A 17019-nucleotide genomic window follows, 5' to 3' on the forward strand; every position below is an offset into this window, starting at 1 on the left:
TATGGGATTCACCTAATTACTACCTCTCGAATTCCCTTCGTCACCAGCCGTGAGGGAACATCGAGCGGGGGCCCGGCCCGTGCTGCGGGCGGCCGACCGGACCGCTGACCGCGCCCAGCACCACCACCGCGCCCTGCCCGTCGGCCGACGACAGGTGGCCGACGGGCAGAGGAGGACTGGATGCACACACCCCACCGGGGACAGTCGGCCACCGAGCGGATCGCGCCGAGCCGCGCGGATTCGCCTCAGCCGACCAGTACCCCCGGATTGAGGATGCCCTGCGGGTCGAGGGCGCCCTTGGCGGCGCTCAGTGCGAGGGCGAAGGGCTGCGGCCGCTGGCGGTCGTAGCCCGGCCGGTGGTCACGGCCGACGGCATGGTGGTGGGTGATGGTGGCCCGGTGGCGGTGGAGCACCTCTCCCGCCACCGCCTTCAGCTCGTCCCAGAAGGCGACCTCGTCCCCGGGGCGCCCCGCGGCGAGCACCGTGAAGTAGGGGGCGGCGCCGTCCGGATAGACGTGCGTGAGACGGCAGTTGACGGTGGCCGGATGCCCCGAGATCTTGAGTGCCGCCTCGCCGACCGTCCTGCGCACGTCCTCGACGAGGGCGGGGACACGGTCCCAGGTGGCCGCCGTCTCGAAGGTTTCCGCGACGGCGCCCATCCGCGCCAGGCCGTCCCGGAGATAGGGCATCCGCAGGAACGCCGACCGCCACGCGTTCACCGCCCCGTCGCCGGGAGCACCGGCCTCGGACGGCTCGCCTCGGCCCCCGTGCGAGCGGGCCAGGTCGACGGCCTGTGCGAGCCGGGCGTCGACCGGGGCGTCGGCGGACTCGAAGCCCAGGACGAGGACGGCCGAGCCGTCCCGCGAAGCACCGGCCAGCGCGGCCTCGCCGGAGTCGAGCAGCCGGCAGTTGGCAGGGGCGAGGTCGGACTGCGCGAGGGCGCGGACCGCCCCGAGCGCGGCACCGAAGTCGTCGAAGGCCAGCGAGGCGGACGCCTTGTGCACCGGGCGGGCCTGGAGCCGTACCCAGGCCTCGGTGATGACGCCGAGCGCGCCCTCCGAGCCGAGGAACATCCGGTCGGGCGAGGGACCGGCGCCCGAGGCGGGCAGCCGCCAGGACTCCGAGGTGCCGGCCGGGGTGACCACGCGCAGCGACTGGACGAAGTCGTCGATGTGCGTGCGCCCGGTGGCGTAGTGACCGCCGGCCCGTGTCGCGAGCCAGCCGCCGAGGGTGGAGAACTCGAAGCTCTGCGGGAAGTGCCGGAGCGTCAGTCCGTGCGGCCGCAGCTGGTCCTCCAGGCTCGGCCCGAGCGTCCCCGCCTGGATGCGGGCCGCCCGGCCCTCGGAGTCGACCTCCAGCACCCGGCCCATCCTGGTCAGGTCGAGGGAGAGCACCGCCGGATGGCGGTCGCCCCGGTACTCGACCCCGCCCACCACCGAGGACCCGCCGCCGAAGGGCACGACGGCGACCCGGTGCGCCCCCGCCCAGTCCAGGAGGTCGGCCACCTCCCGCTCCTCCGTCGGGAACGCGACCAGGTCGGGTATCCGGCCCGGACGGCCCCGCAGGGCGCGCGCGATGTCCCGGTACGCCTTGCCCATCGCGTGGGCCGCGCGATCGGCGGGATCGCCGCTGATCAGCCGCTCCAGGCTCGCGGGGGGCTGGACGACGGGTGCCCCGATGCCCAGGTCGGCGACACGCGGTACGGGAAGCGGGCGAGCCAGGGTGCCGGGCAGCAGGGCACCCATCGCCACGCACTCGGCGTCATCGGGGTGGGCGCTCTCCCACCCCCAGCCCCACCAGGAGCGGAGGGGGACGGACGGGACCGACTGCGTGGTCGTGCCGGACATGGGCGCTCCAGAGGTCGCGAGTGAACTTACCAAGAGGTAAATTACTTACTGATAATATCGATGCATGGCAACCCCCCGCTCGAAAGCCGGCACCAAGGGCGTCCCTCAACACCTGCGTCGCCGGCAGATGCTGGAAGCCGCCACACAGGAGTTCGGAAGCCGCGGCTACGCCGCCGCGTCCCTCGCCGCCGTCGCGGAACGCGTCGGGGTCACCAAGACGCTGCTGCACCAGTACTTCGGCACCAAGGAAGACCTGTACGTCGCGTGCCTGACGCCCGTCGGGGACAGCCTGCTCGACGCGATCCGCACGGCCATGGGCGCGGAGGGGACGACCCCCGACACCCCCCTGCGGGTCCTCAGCGGCATCTTCGTCGCGCTGGAGGGGCGCAGGGAGGCGTGGTTCGTCCTCTACGACCGCTCCTTGCCCCCCGGCGGCGAGGCCGCCCGGGCGGCGGCGGCCTACTGGGCGGCGATCGACACGCTCGCGGCCGACGGCACCACCGAGCTGCTGCGCGCCGCGGGATCCACCGACCCCCTGGACGCCGATGTACTGCGCCACGTCTGGACGGACCTGGTCGGCACCCTCGTCCGCTGGTGGGTCAAGCATCCCGAGGAGACACCGGAGGCCATGGCCCGGCGCTGCTCCCGCCTCTTCGCCGTCGCCGCAGCGCTCGCGGTCGACCCGACACCCCGGAACTGACCGAGGAGGTCCGGACGAGAGAAAGGCCCGGGCCCCGTTGTAGGCGGCGGAGTGCGCCACGGTATCCCGACCGCCGCCACTGCCGACTCGACGAGTGGCCGGCCCTGGCGGGCCGTACAACTCCGCACCCTCGTCGCACGTCCCCCACACGCGCTCGTCGACCTGGTCGCCGCCGACTCGATGCCGTGCCCGGCCGGCGTCGCGCTCTGCCGGACGGGCCCGGGACGCGTCGCGCGCCCGGGCCCGTCCCGTATCGGTGTGGGTCAGCGGACCTGGACGGATGCGACCAGAGTGTTCAGGTCCGGCCAGAGCTTCTTGTTCGTCTCCGGCAGTACGACCCACAGCACCGAGGGGCGGACCCGCCCGGTGTCGACCACGAGGACCGCGTTCAGGTCCATCGTGGACGGCACCCCGCGTTTGTGGAAGTGGATCTCGCTGACCAGCAGCCAGGCGTCATGTCCGTCGACCTTCAGCGGCTGCGAGGCGACGTCGACCAGGATCGCCTGGTCGCGGGGGTACTCGTAGCGCCGCCGCTCGTCCATCACCGCGCCCGCCACGCCCCGCAGCTCCCCGGTGCCGCCGGCCGCGGCCATGATGTCCTCGTCGACCTGCGTGGACTTCACGAGTGCGCGCTGGCGCCCCTCCTGCTTGCGGGTGAAGCCATCGAAGACCGGATCCAGCGTCTTGCTCCGGTCCCACGTGCCGCCCAACTCCGCGTACTCCAGGGAGGAGTCCGTGACGGTGCCGATGACCGGCGAGCCCTCGCCCGGGTAGTCCGGCACCTTGACGGTCCCGGTGAGCCGCCGCTCCTCGGGCAGCGGGGAGACGCCGGGGGTGAGAGTGGGCACGGGGATGCCCCGCTGCGGGGGGTCCGCGGTGCTGCCCGCGCAGGTGGCGGACGAGGAGTCCGGTGTGCTGTGCGCCTGCTGGACCACCTTGCCGCCGACCAGCACGGTGCACGTGAGAGTGCCCCCTTCCTGGTCCTCGCGGCTTCTGACGTCCAGATAGAAGTCGGCGCCCGCCGCCAGCTCGACGGTCTTGCGGTACGGCAGGATGACGACCCCGTGGGGCTCGTGGTTGCCGTTCGCCTCCCCGACGGTGAGGTTCACCGAGGGGTGGTCGCCCGTCGCGATGTAGGTGACCTCGACCCGCCGGGGTTCCTTGTCCGGGGTTGCCCCGTCGTCGCTCGGGTCGCCGACGGCCAGGGCCAGGCCCACCGCGCCGAGCGTGACCACCTCGAAGAGGACCACCAGGGCGCCGACCAGGTAGAACCCGCCCGGGATCCGCTCGAAGGTCTTCTTGCCACGGCCGGAGTGGAACTCGCGTCTCGGCTGGGATGCCTGCGTCATGTCGTCCTCCCCCTCACGCCCGGCCGCTGCCGCCGGACCGGCGGTCGGCCGGCTCGTCGGCGAACCGCGTGGCCAGCAGCCCCGCCTCCCGCGCCTCGTCCAGCACCCGGTGCAGGTCCTGGAGCCGGGACCGGTCGGCGAGCCCCTCGATCTCGGCGACGGCCAGCTCGTCCCGCACCGTGTTCACCACCAGCTCGTACATGTCCTCGCCGAGTTGCTCCAGCTCTCGTACGGCCTCCCACTCGCGGTACGCCGCGTCCGCCGCGCGGGTGTTCTCGGCGTACCGCTCCAGTGCCTCCACCCGCTCCTCCAGCGCGCGCGACGACAGCCGCAGCGCCTGCCGCTGAGTCCGCAGCACTTCCTCCACCCGCGAGCCGGAGGCGTCCCCGGCAGCGGTGCGCACCTTCCGCGCCAGCCGGGTCAGCTCGGCCAGGCGCTGGGCGATCTCGTACTGTTGGGCCGGCAGCGTCACGTCGTTGGCGATGTCGTCCAGCAGCCCGTCCCGGTCGACCTGCGACTGGAGCACCGCCGTCACGGCGGCCTGGGCGCGCTCCATCCGGCGCAGCGGCGAGTGGCCCAGCAGCTCGCGCAGGGAGTCGTCGCCGAAGTCCTCGGCCAGGTAGTAGCGGCCGTGGCGCAGCCGGGCCACCCTCTGCCGCTCGTCGGTCCCGCAGCCGAGGACGACGATCAGCAGCCAGGCCAGCAGGTGCACGCCCACGACGGTCAGGATGAACGCCTCGAACCCGAACTGGACCCCGACCCAGATCAGCCCCGCCTGCGCCGCGAGCCCGACGGCCAGGCCGGGCCACACGCCGATCAGCGCCCACAGGATCGTCACCGGCAGGAGCGCGCACACCGCGGAGGCCCCCAGGGCCGTCCAGATGTCCGCCTTGGTACGGCCGCCCAGCCCCGGCTCCTCGGGCAGCGGCAGCGTGGCGGGGAAGAGTCCGTCGGCGGACTTCTCCAGCAGCGCGCGCTCCGAGTCCTCGAGGGCCGGATCCACCACCGGCCGCAGCGCAATGTCCTGCGCCATTCAGCAACACCCCCCACAGGTTGGGGGAGATCGTGACACACACCGGAGGGGCTGCCCACGCCACCCCTGTTCCCGGCCGCCGACTGAGACGGCGCGAACCGCCGGTGGCTGACCAGCCCCGCATCCCGGAGTGGTGTGCACGCGCCGGCTGCCTCCGTCCGGCTGCGTGCCGTGGCCCTCGCACGACGGTGGACGCGCTGTAGGGGGCGTCCCGGCGCGCCGGACTGCCGGCCGGGAAGATCGGCCGGCGTCGTCTTCGTAACGAAGTCACAGTGAGCGTCGACGACGCCAATGGCGCCAGGCCGCATGGGAGTTCCAGGAGTCCGGACCACGCACCGGCCGAACTGGTTCCAGACCCCTTGCCTGAGCGTTGCCCCGTTCGGCACGTTGCCGCTCCGTCAGGCGCGCGAACGACTGGACCGAACTGCGAGGGGATCCATTCCCGTTAAGTCGAGTGCGAGAGCGCCGGTCCGGGTGATACAAGATCAGCATGCCTGAGCATCCCCCATTCCCCACCCTGCTGCGGATGATTGACGAGCGGTCCGCCGCGTTTCGCGCCGCTGTCGCCGCGGCCCCCAGCCTCGACGCCGATGTCCCGTCCTGCCCTGGCTGGACGCTGTACGACCTGGCGAACCACCTCAGCGAGGGTGACCGCTTCTGGGCCTCCATCGTGCTGAACACCGCGCCGGGCGACGAGCGGCCGAGCAAGGACGGGCTGGCGGCGCCCCGGGAGCGCGAGGCCCTCATCGCCTGGCTGGCCGACTCGACGGAGCAGCTGCTCACCGCTCTGCGCGAGGCCGGCCCGGACCGGGGCTGCTGGGCCTGGTGGGAGCCGCTGGCCTCGCCGCACACGGTGGCCGCCGTGGCCCGCCGCCGCGTCCCGGAGTCGCTGATCCACACCTACGACGCCCAGCTGGCCTCCGGTACCCCGCAGGAGCTGCCGACGACCGAGGCGGGCGACGCCATCGAGGAGTTCCTCGCCACCGTCTGCACCGGCACGGTCCCGTGGCCGGGCGAGCCCGCCACCATGGACTACCACGCAGCCGAGGCCGGCTCCTGGCGCCAGACGGTGGATGCCGCCGGCTCCCGCTTCACGCGCCTCACCGTGGCGGAGGCCGCGGAAAGCAAGCCCACCGCCGCCGTCTACGGCACGGCGAGCGAGATGGCCCTGCTCATGTACATGCGCATCCCGGCCGGCTCGCTGCGGATGGAGGGCGACGCCGACCTGCTCCAGCAGCTGCAGGACTGGGGCTGAGCCCGACTCACTTGAGGCATCGGGTGGTGAGGCGGCCGTTCAGCGGGGTCGCGCGGCGATCACGTGCTCGAACACGGTCCGGTCCCGGATGCGCGGGTTGCGGCAGCCATGCGGGTGCGCGTCGACGTGTTCGGGCAGCAGAGCCACGAACTGGCCTCACGGGGGTCCGAGCAGGCATGACGGCAGGACAGACGCGAGCTCTCCGGTGACGGTCACCCAGGGCAGTCCGCCGACACGAGGAGCTCAGCCCGAAGTCGCCCTGCTGCGGCGTCGCGGTCACACGGCCGGCGGCTTCGTCTGAGCAAGCTTCGGACCACGGACTGGCGACGCTGGACACCAGGCGCCCGCCTCGGCACAGGAGGCGTGGCCTGCGGGACGGCCAGGAGCGGCGGCGCCCACCCGAGCCCACCCACGTCGCACGACATGCGCGTATGACCACGCCCCACTAGGGGGTGTATCGAAAGTGGATCTTGGGCTGTGAATGATCACGGCTCATGGGTCGGGGAGATCTCACGGACGAACAGTGGGCGGCGCTGGACCCGCTGTTGCCGAGGGGCACCAGGGCGGGGCGGCCGCCCGTCCGGCCTCTGAGGCAGCTGATCGACGGCGTACGGTTCCGTGTCCGGACCGGCGTTCCGTGGCGGGACATCCCCGTCGAGTACGGCCCGTGGAACCGGGTCTACGACCTGTTCCGCCGGTGGCAGCGGAACGGAACCTGGCAGCGGATCCTCACCCGCCTGCAGTCCTCGGCCGACCTGGGCCGCTCACGCGGCGGGTTCACCACCGCCGACTACCGCCAGCGCCACGCGGTCGAGTGCGGGATCAACCGACTCAAGAGACACCGCGCCGTCGCTACCCGGTACGACAAGCTCGCCGTCCGCTACGAGTCGACCGTGCTCGTCGCGGCCATCAACGAGTGGCTGCGAACAGAGGTAGCTCTCCCGTCCTGGTTCACCAGTCTCGGCCAGCCGTCAGCTCCGCTGCATCCGCTTCCGTGAACTCGTATGCCGACGCGACGAAGCAGAACTCGTCACAGATCCACTCCCGCGCCACCGTCTCGATCTCACTTCCGGCCGCCACGAACTCCCTGTCCAGCAGGTTGAACTCCTCCGTCGCAGCCTGGGTGAGTGCATACAAGCTCTCCAGCTCCGACGGCCGCTCGGCCTCGATGCGCTCGCACAGCCGCAGCAGGATCGCTTTTCCCCGATCGACCACGTGATCAGGGAAGTACGAGTCGTCGTACATCTGCCGCAGGAATGTATGTCCCTCTACCTGCTGGTTTGTGATCGGCATGACACTTCCCTACCTCCGCGAAAAGCTGACGCGCCGATCATGCACAGCGCCACTGACAGCGACGTTCCCATGGATGCCAGACCTCACACGACCAGGACTTTCACCACAGGCCCCAGCGAATGATCCTGCGGTCGATACCGCTTGCATGCACGGGTGAGTGGCGCACCTTCGCGAGCCCCAGGGGCAATTGGCGCGTCGGTGGGCGCCAGTAGGTGTCGCGCCCGGCTCTGTTCGCCGCCGGGCACCTCGACCTCGGCCGCCTGGCGCCCACGGGGATCCCCCGGGCCTCGGGCACAGGTGCGCGGTCCCGGGCTCTCCATGCCCGGGAGCGGTCGTCCGACGCTGCCGGGACACGGCCGGAACTTGGTATGGACCTGACAAGCCGAGGCGGATAACGTGGCCGCGGCTGCTCGTTGAGAGCGCTCTCAATCGTTGTCCGCGCCACACCAGGAGGTCCCGTGAAACGCACCACCCCCCTGCGCGCCGCCGTCGCCGCCCTGCTTCTGACGGTCGGCCTCGGTGCCGCCCACTCCGGCGTGGCGAGCGCGGCCCCGCTTCCTGAGCCCGCCCCCGCGGCGTCCGCCTCGGCCGGACTGCTCGATGCCATGCGCCGGGACCTCGGGCTCACGGCGGCCGAGGCCGAGGACCGGCTGAACGCCGAGAAGGCCGCCGTCGAGGTGGAGAAGGCCGCCCGTCAGCGCACCGGCGCCGCCTACGGCGGCTCGTGGTTCGATCCTGCGACCGGCCGGCTGGTCGTCGCCGTGACCGACCGCGCCAAGGAGGCGGGCGTACGAGCACTGGGTGCCGACACCCGCCTCGTCCGGCACAGCGCCGCCGCCCTTGACCGTGCCAAGGCCCGCCTGGACACGCTCCACGCGCCCGCGGGAGTGGCCGGCTGGCACGTCGACCCGAGGACCAACAGCATCGTGGTCGACGTCGTGCGCTCCGAGCGGCAGACCCCTGGCGTCCGGGCCTTCGTGGCCCGGGCCCGGACCGGCGGCCCGGTCACCGTCGCCGAGACGGCACGGGCGCCCCGCACGTACGCGGCCGGAACCGTCGGCGGTGACCCGTACTACACCGGAAACGTCCGCTGCTCGATCGGCTTCTCCGTGTACGGGGGCTTCGTGACGGCGGGGCACTGCGGGCAGGCCGGCGCGGCGGTGCGCGGCTGGGACGGGTCCGCGATGGGCACCTTCCAGGGTTCGTCGTTCCCCGGCGACGACTACGCGTACGTCTCGATCCACAGCGGCTGGTGGACCGTGCCCGTCGTACTGGGCTGGGGCACCATCCCCGACCAGCTGGTCCGCGGCTCGTCCGAGGCCCCGGTGGGCGCCTCGATCTGCCGTTCCGGTTCGACCACGCACTGGCGTTGCGGCGCGGTCCTGGCCAAGAACGAGACGGTCAACTACAGCCAGGGCGCCGTGTACCAGATGACCAAGACCAGCGTCTGCGCCGAGGGCGGCGACTCCGGCGGCTCGTTCCTCAGCGGCGACCAGGCCCAGGGCGTCACCTCCGGCGGCTGGGGCAACTGCTCCTCCGGGGGCGAGACGTGGTTCCAGCCGGTCAACGAGATCCTCGCCCGGTACGGCCTGCGGCTCCACACCGCCTGAGGTCGGCACGGCGACCGGGTCCTTCCGCGCTCGAACGCCCGGAAGGACCCTCCGTGCGGCTGCCGTTCGGCCCTCGCGGCCGACCCCGGCCGGGCGTACCCCGCGCCGGGCGTCACCGACCGGCTCCCGGACGGGCTCGTCTTCCTGTCCGCCGACGCGAGCACCGGTGCCTACGTTCCGGAGACCGGGCAGTGGTCCGTCGGCGAACTGGCCGTCGGTGCCCGCGTCACCCTCACCCTGCGGGCGAACACCAACGGGCCCGTCCGACGACACCGATCCACCCTCGTCCGCGTCGAGCCCGCGACGGCCCGCCGCGCCTCCTGCGGTCCCCGTTCCTGAGGAGTCAGGCACGGGAAGCAGCGGCCTGACCGGCCGTGCGGCACGGCCGGCCCTCAGCACCGTACGGCCCCGCCCCGGCAGGGCCGAACCGGGACCTGTGAGGGCAGTCCGGAGGGCGGACGGCCGGTTGTAGGGTGTCCGCCATGCCCTGCGTACTCGTGGTCGAAGACGACCCCAGCATCCGTGCCTCGCTGATGGAGATCCTCGCGGAGCACGGCCATGCGGTGCGCAGCACGGGCGACGGTTTCGGCGCGCTGCGCGAGGTCGCGCAGGGCTCGCTGGACGCGGTGGTACTGGACCTCGGCCTGCCCGATCTCGACGGCGGCGACGCGCTGCGCATGATCCGCGGGATCTCGAACGTGCCCGTGGTGGTCGCGACCGCCCGCGACGACGAGAGCGAGATCGTCAAGCTCCTGAACGCGGGCGCCGACGACTACCTCGTCAAGCCGTTCTCCGGGGCACAGCTCCTGGCCCGGCTCTCGGCGGTGCTGCGGCGCACCGCGGTCCCCGCCCCGGTCGCCGGGCAGGCCCCACCCGCCGATCCGTCGAGTCCGGTGACGGTCGGTGAGCTGACCGTGGACCCGCCGGCCCGTTCGGCCTATCTGGCGGGACGTGAACTGGTCCTCACGCGCCGGGAGTTCGACCTGCTGGCCTTCCTCGCCCGGCACGCCGGCACGGTGGTGTCCCGGCACCGGCTGCTCGCGGAGGTCTGGCAGGAGGCCTACATCGAGGACCAGACGATCGACGTGCACGTCTCGGCGCTGCGCCGCAAGCTCGGCGAGCGGGCCTCGGCACCGCGCTATCTGCGCACGGTGCGCGGGGTGGGCATCAAGCTGGTGGCGCCGCACTGAGCAGGGGCTCAGGAGGGAGTGCCGAAGTCCTGGGTCCACCAGGGGCCTCCGTCGGTGCTGACGCCGACGCCGATCTCGGTGAAGCCGCAGTTGAGGATGTTGGCCCGGTGGCCGGGGCTGTGCATCCAGGCGTCCATGACGGCGGCCGCGTCGGCCTGTCCCTTGGCTATGTTCTCCCCGGACCGTGACCAGGTGTATCCGGCCGCCTCGATGCGGTCCTGCGGCTGGGAGCCGTCGGTTCCCGTGTGGGAGAAGTTGCCGGTGGCGGCCATGTCGTCGGTGTACTCCTGGGCCGCCTCGGTGAGGTCCGCGTCGACCGTCAGGGCCTTGCAGCCCGCCGCGGCGCGTTCGACGTTCACGAGGCGTACGACCTCCTCGGCCTCGGCGCCGCCCGCCGGACGCGTCCCGCTGCCGGGCGCGGTGGCCGACGGCTTCGCGGTGGCCGGGGGCTTCGTGGTCGCCGGGGGCGCGGGCCTGGGCTTCCGCGCGCCCGGGGACGCGGAGGACCCAGCCGCCTTGGCCGTGGCCGAGGGCGGTGGGGTGGCCGAGGGTGTCGTCGGCATGGTGGAGAGGGTCGTCAGGGTGTGCGGGGCGGCCGACGGGGACGTCGGTGCGGTCGGCGACGCGGTGGTCGGCGGCCCGGTGGTCGGCGTCGGGTCGGGCGAGTCGCCGCCCATGGCGACGGACTCGGCCTGGTCGTGCGCGGAGCCGGGGAGTGCGGCGCCTGCCAGGCAGGCGGCGGCGACGGCCAGGACGCTGAGGCCCGCCGCGGCGGCTGTGACGCGCGGGCGACGCGGGGCCCGGTGTCCACGACGGCCGTGGGCGGCTCGGGAGCTCATCTCGGTTTCCCTCCAAGGGGTTCGGTTACGGGGGGGTACGGATGCGGGGATTCCGTTCCGGGGGTTCCGTTTCCGGGGGTTCCGTTCCGGAGGTTCCGTTCCGGAGGTTCCGTTCCGGGGGTCCCGTTCCGGAGGTTCCGTTCCGGGGGTCCCGTTCCGGAGGTTCCGTTCCGGAGAGAAGGTCCGCCGGTTGCCGTGACGGGAGCGTAGGCGTGCCGGAGCTGCGAAGACGCCGTCTGAGGGAAGCGCTCAGGAGGACCTAAGCATCAGCTCAGGTTCGGCCCGGCCGCGGTCGGGCCGCGGGGCGGACCTCACGGAGAACGAAGGCGGCGTGGGTGGTGCGCCGGGCGTCGGCCACACTGATGCGGTGCCACGCCTCCTGCGCTATCTCCTCATATGGCTGTCGTGCACCGCGGCCAGCGTCACCGCGGTGATGCTCACGGTGTACTTCGTCATCGGCCTGACCCGACCGACCCCGCCCGCCGCGCGGTCGGTCCAGGCGGTGTACCCCTCTCCGTCCGTCCTCGTCGGGGTGCCGGCCTCGTCCGTCGCGACCACGCCGAGCGCGCCCCCCACCACGACCGCGTCCCCCGCGTCACCGCCGCCGACCCCCCGTACGCCCTCACCGTCGCCCTCGGCCACGCGGGCGCCCGTCCCGTCCACGCCCCGGCCGTCGGGTGCGAAGTGCAGCGGCGGTCCCGGGTTGCACACGGTTCCCTCCGAAGGGGGCAAGGTCACCGTCCAGTACGGCCGCGACAGCGTGTGCTTCGTCTCGGCCGTTCCCGACCCGGGGTTCCGCACGAGCACCGGTCAGAGCGATCCCGGCACGCTGGTGGTCGTCTTCACCAGCGACGACCACCGTTCGCAGATCACGGCGACCGTCGTGCCGACGGCACGGGCCAGCGTGCGCGAGACCCGGTTGTGAGTCCTCGGGCGGGCGCCGCGGACGGCCGGAGATCCCCTGGTGGAGGGCTTGCGGTCACGAACATGAGCAGTTCCTTAAGCGTGCCTGATGGGTGGCATCAGGACGGTCCGGGACGCGTTTTCGGCACCTAGGCTCACGGTCGGTCAGGACGATCGCTCCGGCCCCGGCGGACAGGACGCCGGGCCGCGTCCTGCGCCCGCTCCGGCACCGGCCGCCTCCAGGCCCCGGAGAGCTCACCGACACAAGGGGTTGATCCGTCATGGCCGCACACCGGCGCAAACAACGCACCTCCGGCATCCAGGGCCTCGTCCGCTTCTCGGCCGTCTCCCTCACGGTCGCCTCCGCCGCCGTCGCCACGGCCTGCGGAGTGGGCGGCTCGAAGAACGACGCGGCGCAGAACGTGTCCGTGGCAGCGGCCCCGGACGCGCCCGCCGACCAGGGCACCGGCGCTCCGGCCCCCATGGAGGCGGCGACGGCGTCCACCTCCCCCACCGCCGCCGCGACGTCGGTCCCGCCGACGTCCCGGCCGAGCCCTTCCGTCTCCTCACCCGCCTCCTCGCCCGTGGCCAAGCACCCCGCGGCGACGACCAAGGCCGCCCCCCGCCCCGCCAGGACGACCGCCGCTCCCGCCCCGACCAGGCCCGCCGTGAAGAAGAGCGCTCCCGTCTCCGGGTCCTCGGGCTTCACCAGCGGCTACCCGACCGGCGCGGACGCCCGTGGGGCCGTCAAGGCCGCGGTCGCCGCCGCCAAGGCAGACGGCAGGAAGGTGCTGATCGACTTCGGCGCCAACTGGTGCGGCAACTGCAAGGCCGCCGACCGGGTGTTCGCCACGAGCGGCGTGGGGGCGCTCCTGGACGACTCGTACCACGTGGTCAAGGTCGACATCGGCAGCCAGGACTCCTCGGCCTTCGACCTCCTGCGCGACTACTGCTCCGGCGAGGGCGCGTACAAGATGCCCGTCCTGGTCGTCCTCGACGGCAACGGCAAGGTGGTGACCGAGACGCACTCGACCGGCAACCCCGAGCTGACCGAGACGGGCCTCGGCGCGTTCCTGCGGCAGTGGGCCTGATGACGGCCCGCGGCGGCGGACGCGGCGCGTCGGCGACGGTCGCCCTGTTCCTCCTGGCACTGGCGGCCACCGGCTGCGGCGGGGGCGCCGTGGCGGGGGACCGCGCGCCGGGAGCGGTCACCGTCGAGACCGCGGCGGTGCTGCCGGTCGCCGAACGCCCTTCCGCGCCCGACACCTCCGGCCGGGACCTCACGGGCCGGGATCTGGCGCTGCGCTCGTACCGCGGGAGGGTCGTCGTCCTGAACGTGTGGGGCTCCTGGTGCGCCCCCTGTCGCGCCGAGGCCGCCGACCTGGAGGCGCTGCGCGGTGCGGCGGCGCCGCGCGGCGTGGACGTCCTGGGGATCAACGTCCGCGACCGTTCCACCGGGCCGGCCCGGGAGTTCGAGAAGACGTACGGTCTGCGCTACCCGAGCATCCACGATCCCGACGGAAAGCTCCTCCTGGCCTTCCCGCCCGCGCTGCTCAACCCGCAGGCCATCCCTTCCACGCTGGTCATCGACCGGCAGGGCCGGATCGCCGTCGCCGTCTCCGGGCCGGTCACCCGCGCGCGGCTCGAGCCCCTGGTGGACCGGGTCGCCGGGGAGGCCGCATGACCGGCCCCACGTGGGCGGCGCTCGCCGCCGGGCCGGCCGCCGGCGCGGTGTCGGGCACCCTGCTCCTCGCCGTGCCGGTGGCCGTGGCGGCGGGCCTGGTGTCCTTCCTCTCCCCGTGCGTCCTGCCGCTCGTCCCGGGCTACCTGAGCTACGTCACGAGCCTGTCGGTGTCCGACCTGGCCGAGGCGGACGGCGGGCGGCGCGGGCGGATGGTCGCCGGAGCGGCGCTGTTCGTGCTCGGTTTCAGCGGCGTCCTGGTGTCCGGGGGCGCCCTGTTCGGCTTCGTCGGGCGCAACCTGCTCGCCTACCAGGACGGCATCACGCTGGTCCTCGGCCTGTTCACCGTCGTCATGGGCCTCGCGTTCGCGGGCTGGCTGCCCGGCTTCACGCAGCGCGAGCTGCGCAGCAGCCGCCGGCCGTCCTTCGGCCTGGCCGGGGCGCCCCTGCTGGGCGTCGTCTTCGGCGTGGGCTGGACCCCGTGCATCGGGCCGACCCTGGCCGCCGTGCAGGCCCTGGCCTGGAACGAGGCCAGCGCCGGGCGCGGCGCCCTCCTCATGGTCTGCTACTGCCTGGGGCTGGGCGCGCCCTTCCTCGTCACCGCACTCGCCTTCCGGCGGGCCCTGCGCGCCTTCCGATGGGTCAGGAACCACCACGGGACCGTCATGCGGGCCGGCGGCGCGCTTCTGGTCGTCGTGGGCGTCCTGCTGGTCACCGGCTTGTGGACCGACCTGGTGTACGCGTTGCAGGTGAGACTGCAGGGCACGACCGCGGCCCTGTGAGCACCGGTACCCGAGTGCCACCGCCCCGCGCCCGGCAGGGCCCGGCTCCCCCTGCGCACCGGACGGCTCCGCTCCCCCGTACCCGAGAGGGCCGGTCGCGCCCCCGGCGTGCGGCCCACCTCCCCGAACCCACGAGAAAGACCCGTGAAGACGACATGAGACACCCCATGCCCTCCCCCCACCCGGCCCGCCGCCTGCCCCGCGCCGTGCGCACGCGCCTCGCCTGGGCGGCGGCCGCCCTGCTGGCCGCCGCGTCGCTGACCGGCTGCGGCCAGGAGTCGGCGCCGGCGCGCGCCGCCGCCGTGACGGAGTTCAACGAGAACGGCGTCACCGTCCGGCTGAGCGTGGCCGACTGGACGTCCGACGCGGGGACCCTGGTCGCCACGTTCACGCCCGACGAAGCCGGCTTCCACCTCTACAGCACCGCGCTCCCCGCCGAGGGCGTCGAAGGGGTGGGACGGCCGACCGAGGTCCGTCCCGTCGGTTCGGTCGCCACCGCCGGTGAGGTGACGGTGGACAAGCCGGTCAAGAGCATCACGGTGCCGGGCGTGCGCGCCGCCGTACCGGTCTACCCCGACGGCCCCGTCACGGTGACGCTGCCGATCCGGGCGACCGCGCCGGGCGAGGCGAAGGTGCTGATCGGCTATGCGAGCTGCAGTTCGACCGAGGGGTGTACGATCCCGGTGGCCGACCGGGCGGTGCCCCTGCGCACCGGCGAGGACGGCCTGTCGTTCGGCACCTCCTGACGGCCCGTCGTCCCGGATCACGGGGCCGGTGACGGCATGCGCCGCTCCCGGAGGACGTCGTACCGGGAGACCCTCCGGCGGCCCGTCGCCCGGACCCCGGACCCGCATCCCCCGACCGTGGCGCTCGGCGCACGGCTACCCGTTGGAGCGCCGCACCCGTGAACCCAGGGCCCCGAAGACACCGCGCCGAACCCGGGGCCCCGCGGTGAGGCGCTCCCTCGCGGGGGTGGCCCTGGCCGTCACCTCCATGGTCGCGCTGTCGTTCCTGATCCCGCTGGGGCTGCTCGTGATGTCGCTCGCCCGCGAGCAGAGCATCACGGCGGCCGAGCAGAGCGCGGCGGCGATGGCGCCGATCCTGGCCCTCACCACGGACGCGGCCGAGCTGCGCGAGGCGGGGGCGGGGCTGCGCGCGGCCGAGCACATGGTGATCCATCTGCCGGACCACAGCACGGTCGGCGGCGCGGGGCACGCGCCGCCGGATCTGCTGGGCCGGGCCGAGGAGGAACGCGAGTCCATCTCCCGGGACGTGCCCGGCGGCTGGATCTACCTGCAGCCGGTGATCCTGCCCCAGGACCGGGTCGCGGTGGTGGAGAACTTCGTGCCCGACGACGACCTGACCCGCGGCGTCGTCCTGTCGTGGAGCGTCATGGCCGGTCTCGCGGTCGCCTTGCTCGGCGGCTCCGTCCTGGTCGCGGACCGCCTCGGCTCCGCCGTCGTCACGGCGGCCAAGCGGCTGGCCGAGGCGTCACGCCGGCTCGGCACGGGCAACCTCGACACCCGCGTGCAGCCGAAGGGGCCGCCGGAGCTGAAGGAGGCGGGCGCGGCCTTCAACACCATGGCCGACCGCATGACGGATCTGCTCGCCGTCGAACGGGAACTGGTCGCGGACCTGTCCCACCGGCTCCGCACCCCGCTGACCGCCCTGCACCTGGCGGTCGAGCGGATCGCGCCGAGCGCCGACACCGGACGCATCCAGACGGCCGTCGCCGAACTGGAGCGGGAGCTCAACGCGATCATCGCCGAGGCCCGCACGCCGCTCGCCGTCGGCCCGATGGGCCGGGCGCTGCGGGGCGAGGAGTCGCCCGACGGGCCGCGGGAGGGCGGGGACCGCTGCGAGGTCGCCGACGTGGTGCGTCGGCGCGCGGCCTTCTGGGCCGTGCTCGCGGGTCAGCAGGACCGTCCCTGCAGCCTGCAGATCACGGACGAGACGACCCCCGTCTGCCTCCCCGAGGCGGACATCACGGCCGTCGTGGACGCGCTCGTGGGCAACGTCTTCCGGTACACCTCCCGGGGCACCGCCCTGGAGGTCTCCGTGTGCCGCACCGCCCACACCGTGGAACTGACCGTTCATGACGCGGGCCCCGGCATCGCCGACCCGGACGGAGCCCTCGCCCGCGGCGGGAGTACGGGTTCCACCGGCCTCGGTCTCGACATCGCCCGTCGCGCGGCGCTCGCCGCCCGGGGCGCCGTCCGCATCACGCGCGGCCCCCTGGGCGGTGCCCGCGTGGCGGTCACGTTCCGGCTGTCGACGAGCCCGGCGCCGGGCCGTCCGCGCTCGCGCCGCAGGGGCCGAAGGACGGCCGCGGCTCGGACGGCGCCGGGCGCGGCGGGCGACTGACGGCCCGGGGAGTTGCCGCTCGCCACGGTGGCCGCCGGGCGCGGGAGAAGGCTTGTGCCATGGGGACATTGCCGAGGTCCGCCCGCCGGGAGGACGGCCTCCGTCGCCGTCGTCGCGGGGACCCCACGGGGCGCCGGAGACTGACGGAATCCGCCCCTGCGCCGGCGCACCAC

The 17019-nt window shown here is 73.6% G+C and carries 17 protein-coding genes and 2 pseudogenes; 12 read left to right on the top strand and 7 right to left on the bottom strand.

The features are described from left to right. Positions 1-245 precede the first annotated feature (245 nt). Positions 246-1847, bottom strand: a complete 1602-nt coding sequence (locus ABTY59_RS32560; RefSeq protein WP_352022699.1) for an FAD-binding oxidoreductase — start codon at positions 1845-1847, stop codon at positions 246-248. 64 nt (positions 1848-1911) lie between these two features. On the opposite strand from ABTY59_RS32560, the gene ABTY59_RS32565 reads away from it, so the two are divergent. Next, complete coding sequence (locus ABTY59_RS32565) at positions 1912-2547, top strand: TetR/AcrR family transcriptional regulator (protein ID WP_352022700.1); 636 nt, start codon at positions 1912-1914, stop codon at positions 2545-2547. A gap of 263 nt (positions 2548-2810) precedes the next feature. On the opposite strand, the gene ABTY59_RS32570 is transcribed toward ABTY59_RS32565, so the two are convergent. Further along, on the bottom strand, positions 2811-3896 hold the full coding sequence (locus ABTY59_RS32570) for a hypothetical protein (protein WP_352022701.1): 1086 nt from the start codon (positions 3894-3896) through the stop codon (positions 2811-2813). Positions 3897-3909: 13 nt separating this feature from the next. Beyond that, on the bottom strand, positions 3910-4929 hold the full coding sequence (locus ABTY59_RS32575; RefSeq protein WP_352022702.1) for a hypothetical protein: 1020 nt from the start codon (positions 4927-4929) through the stop codon (positions 3910-3912). Between the two features lie 490 nt (positions 4930-5419). On the opposite strand from ABTY59_RS32575, the gene ABTY59_RS32580 reads away from it, so the two are divergent. Further along, the gene (locus ABTY59_RS32580) at positions 5420-6184 is read left to right on the top strand and encodes a maleylpyruvate isomerase family mycothiol-dependent enzyme (protein WP_352022703.1); all 765 of its coding nucleotides are present in this window, start codon (positions 5420-5422) and stop codon (positions 6182-6184) included. A 51-nt stretch (positions 6185-6235) separates the two neighbouring features. On the opposite strand, the pseudogene ABTY59_RS32585 reads toward ABTY59_RS32580, so the two are convergent. Further along, positions 6236-6331 (bottom strand): annotated as a pseudogene (locus ABTY59_RS32585) (IS5/IS1182 family transposase); the annotation flags it as partial. 347 nt (positions 6332-6678) lie between these two features. Here ABTY59_RS32585 and ABTY59_RS32590 point away from each other — a divergent pair. Further along, on the top strand, positions 6679-7182 hold the full coding sequence (locus ABTY59_RS32590) for a transposase (RefSeq protein WP_352022704.1): 504 nt from the start codon (positions 6679-6681) through the stop codon (positions 7180-7182). Here the strand turns inward: ABTY59_RS32590 and ABTY59_RS32595 are convergent. Then, a complete protein-coding gene (locus ABTY59_RS32595; RefSeq protein WP_352022705.1) occupies positions 7136-7477 on the bottom strand; it encodes a DUF5713 family protein in 342 nt (113 codons plus the stop codon). The genes ABTY59_RS32590 and ABTY59_RS32595 overlap by 47 nt on opposite strands. A gap of 458 nt (positions 7478-7935) precedes the next feature. On the opposite strand from ABTY59_RS32595, the gene ABTY59_RS32600 reads away from it, so the two are divergent. The 3 genes and pseudogenes from ABTY59_RS32600 (at position 7936) to ABTY59_RS32610 (ending at position 10277) form a co-directional block, all read left to right on the top strand. Continuing rightward, entirely contained in the window at positions 7936-9087 is a 1152-nt protein-coding gene (locus ABTY59_RS32600; RefSeq protein WP_352022706.1) for a S1 family peptidase, read from the top strand. Positions 9088-9210: 123 nt separating this feature from the next. After that, a pseudogene (locus ABTY59_RS32605) lies at positions 9211-9426 on the top strand (hypothetical protein); the annotation flags it as partial. 143 nt (positions 9427-9569) lie between these two features. Then, complete coding sequence (locus tag ABTY59_RS32610; protein ID WP_352022707.1) at positions 9570-10277, top strand: response regulator transcription factor; 708 nt, start codon at positions 9570-9572, stop codon at positions 10275-10277. Between the two features lie 8 nt (positions 10278-10285). Here the strand turns inward: ABTY59_RS32610 and ABTY59_RS32615 are convergent, their stop codons facing one another. Further along, positions 10286-11116 (bottom strand): CAP domain-containing protein, encoded by an 831-nt coding sequence (locus ABTY59_RS32615; protein ID WP_352022708.1) that lies wholly within the window; start codon positions 11114-11116, stop codon positions 10286-10288. 384 nt (positions 11117-11500) lie between these two features. Next, a complete protein-coding gene (locus tag ABTY59_RS32620) occupies positions 11501-11827 on the bottom strand; it encodes a hypothetical protein (protein ID WP_352022709.1) in 327 nt (108 codons plus the stop codon). On the opposite strand from ABTY59_RS32620, the gene ABTY59_RS32625 reads away from it, so the two are divergent. The 6 genes from ABTY59_RS32625 (at position 11820) to ABTY59_RS32650 (ending at position 16846) form a co-directional block, all read left to right on the top strand. After that, positions 11820-12041: a hypothetical protein gene (locus ABTY59_RS32625; RefSeq protein ID WP_352022710.1), complete on the top strand. Its 222-nt coding sequence runs from the start codon at positions 11820-11822 to the stop codon at positions 12039-12041. The genes ABTY59_RS32620 and ABTY59_RS32625 overlap by 8 nt on opposite strands. Positions 12042-12300: 259 nt before the next feature. Next, positions 12301-13110 carry a thioredoxin family protein gene (locus tag ABTY59_RS32630; protein ID WP_352022711.1) on the top strand — a complete coding sequence of 270 codons (810 nt, stop codon included), beginning with the start codon at positions 12301-12303 and terminating at the stop codon, positions 13108-13110. Then, complete coding sequence (locus tag ABTY59_RS32635) at positions 13110-13703, top strand: TlpA family protein disulfide reductase (RefSeq protein ID WP_352022712.1); 594 nt, start codon at positions 13110-13112, stop codon at positions 13701-13703. The genes ABTY59_RS32630 and ABTY59_RS32635 overlap by 1 nt, the downstream gene beginning before the upstream one ends. Next, positions 13700-14482, top strand: coding sequence for a cytochrome c biogenesis CcdA family protein (locus ABTY59_RS32640; RefSeq protein WP_352022713.1), 783 nt, complete (start codon positions 13700-13702; stop codon positions 14480-14482). Before ABTY59_RS32635 ends, ABTY59_RS32640 begins: the two co-directional genes overlap by 4 nt. A 167-nt stretch (positions 14483-14649) precedes the next feature. Further along, positions 14650-15228, top strand: a complete 579-nt coding sequence (locus tag ABTY59_RS32645) for a hypothetical protein (protein ID WP_352022714.1) — start codon at positions 14650-14652, stop codon at positions 15226-15228. Between the two features lie 205 nt (positions 15229-15433). Next, the gene (locus ABTY59_RS32650; RefSeq protein ID WP_352022715.1) at positions 15434-16846 is read left to right on the top strand and encodes a HAMP domain-containing sensor histidine kinase; all 1413 of its coding nucleotides are present in this window, start codon (positions 15434-15436) and stop codon (positions 16844-16846) included. Positions 16847-17019: the final 173 nt, after the last annotated feature.

Source organism: Streptomyces sp. NPDC096079, assembly GCF_040303145.1.
Taxonomy (GTDB): Bacteria; Actinomycetota; Actinomycetes; order Streptomycetales; family Streptomycetaceae; genus Streptomyces.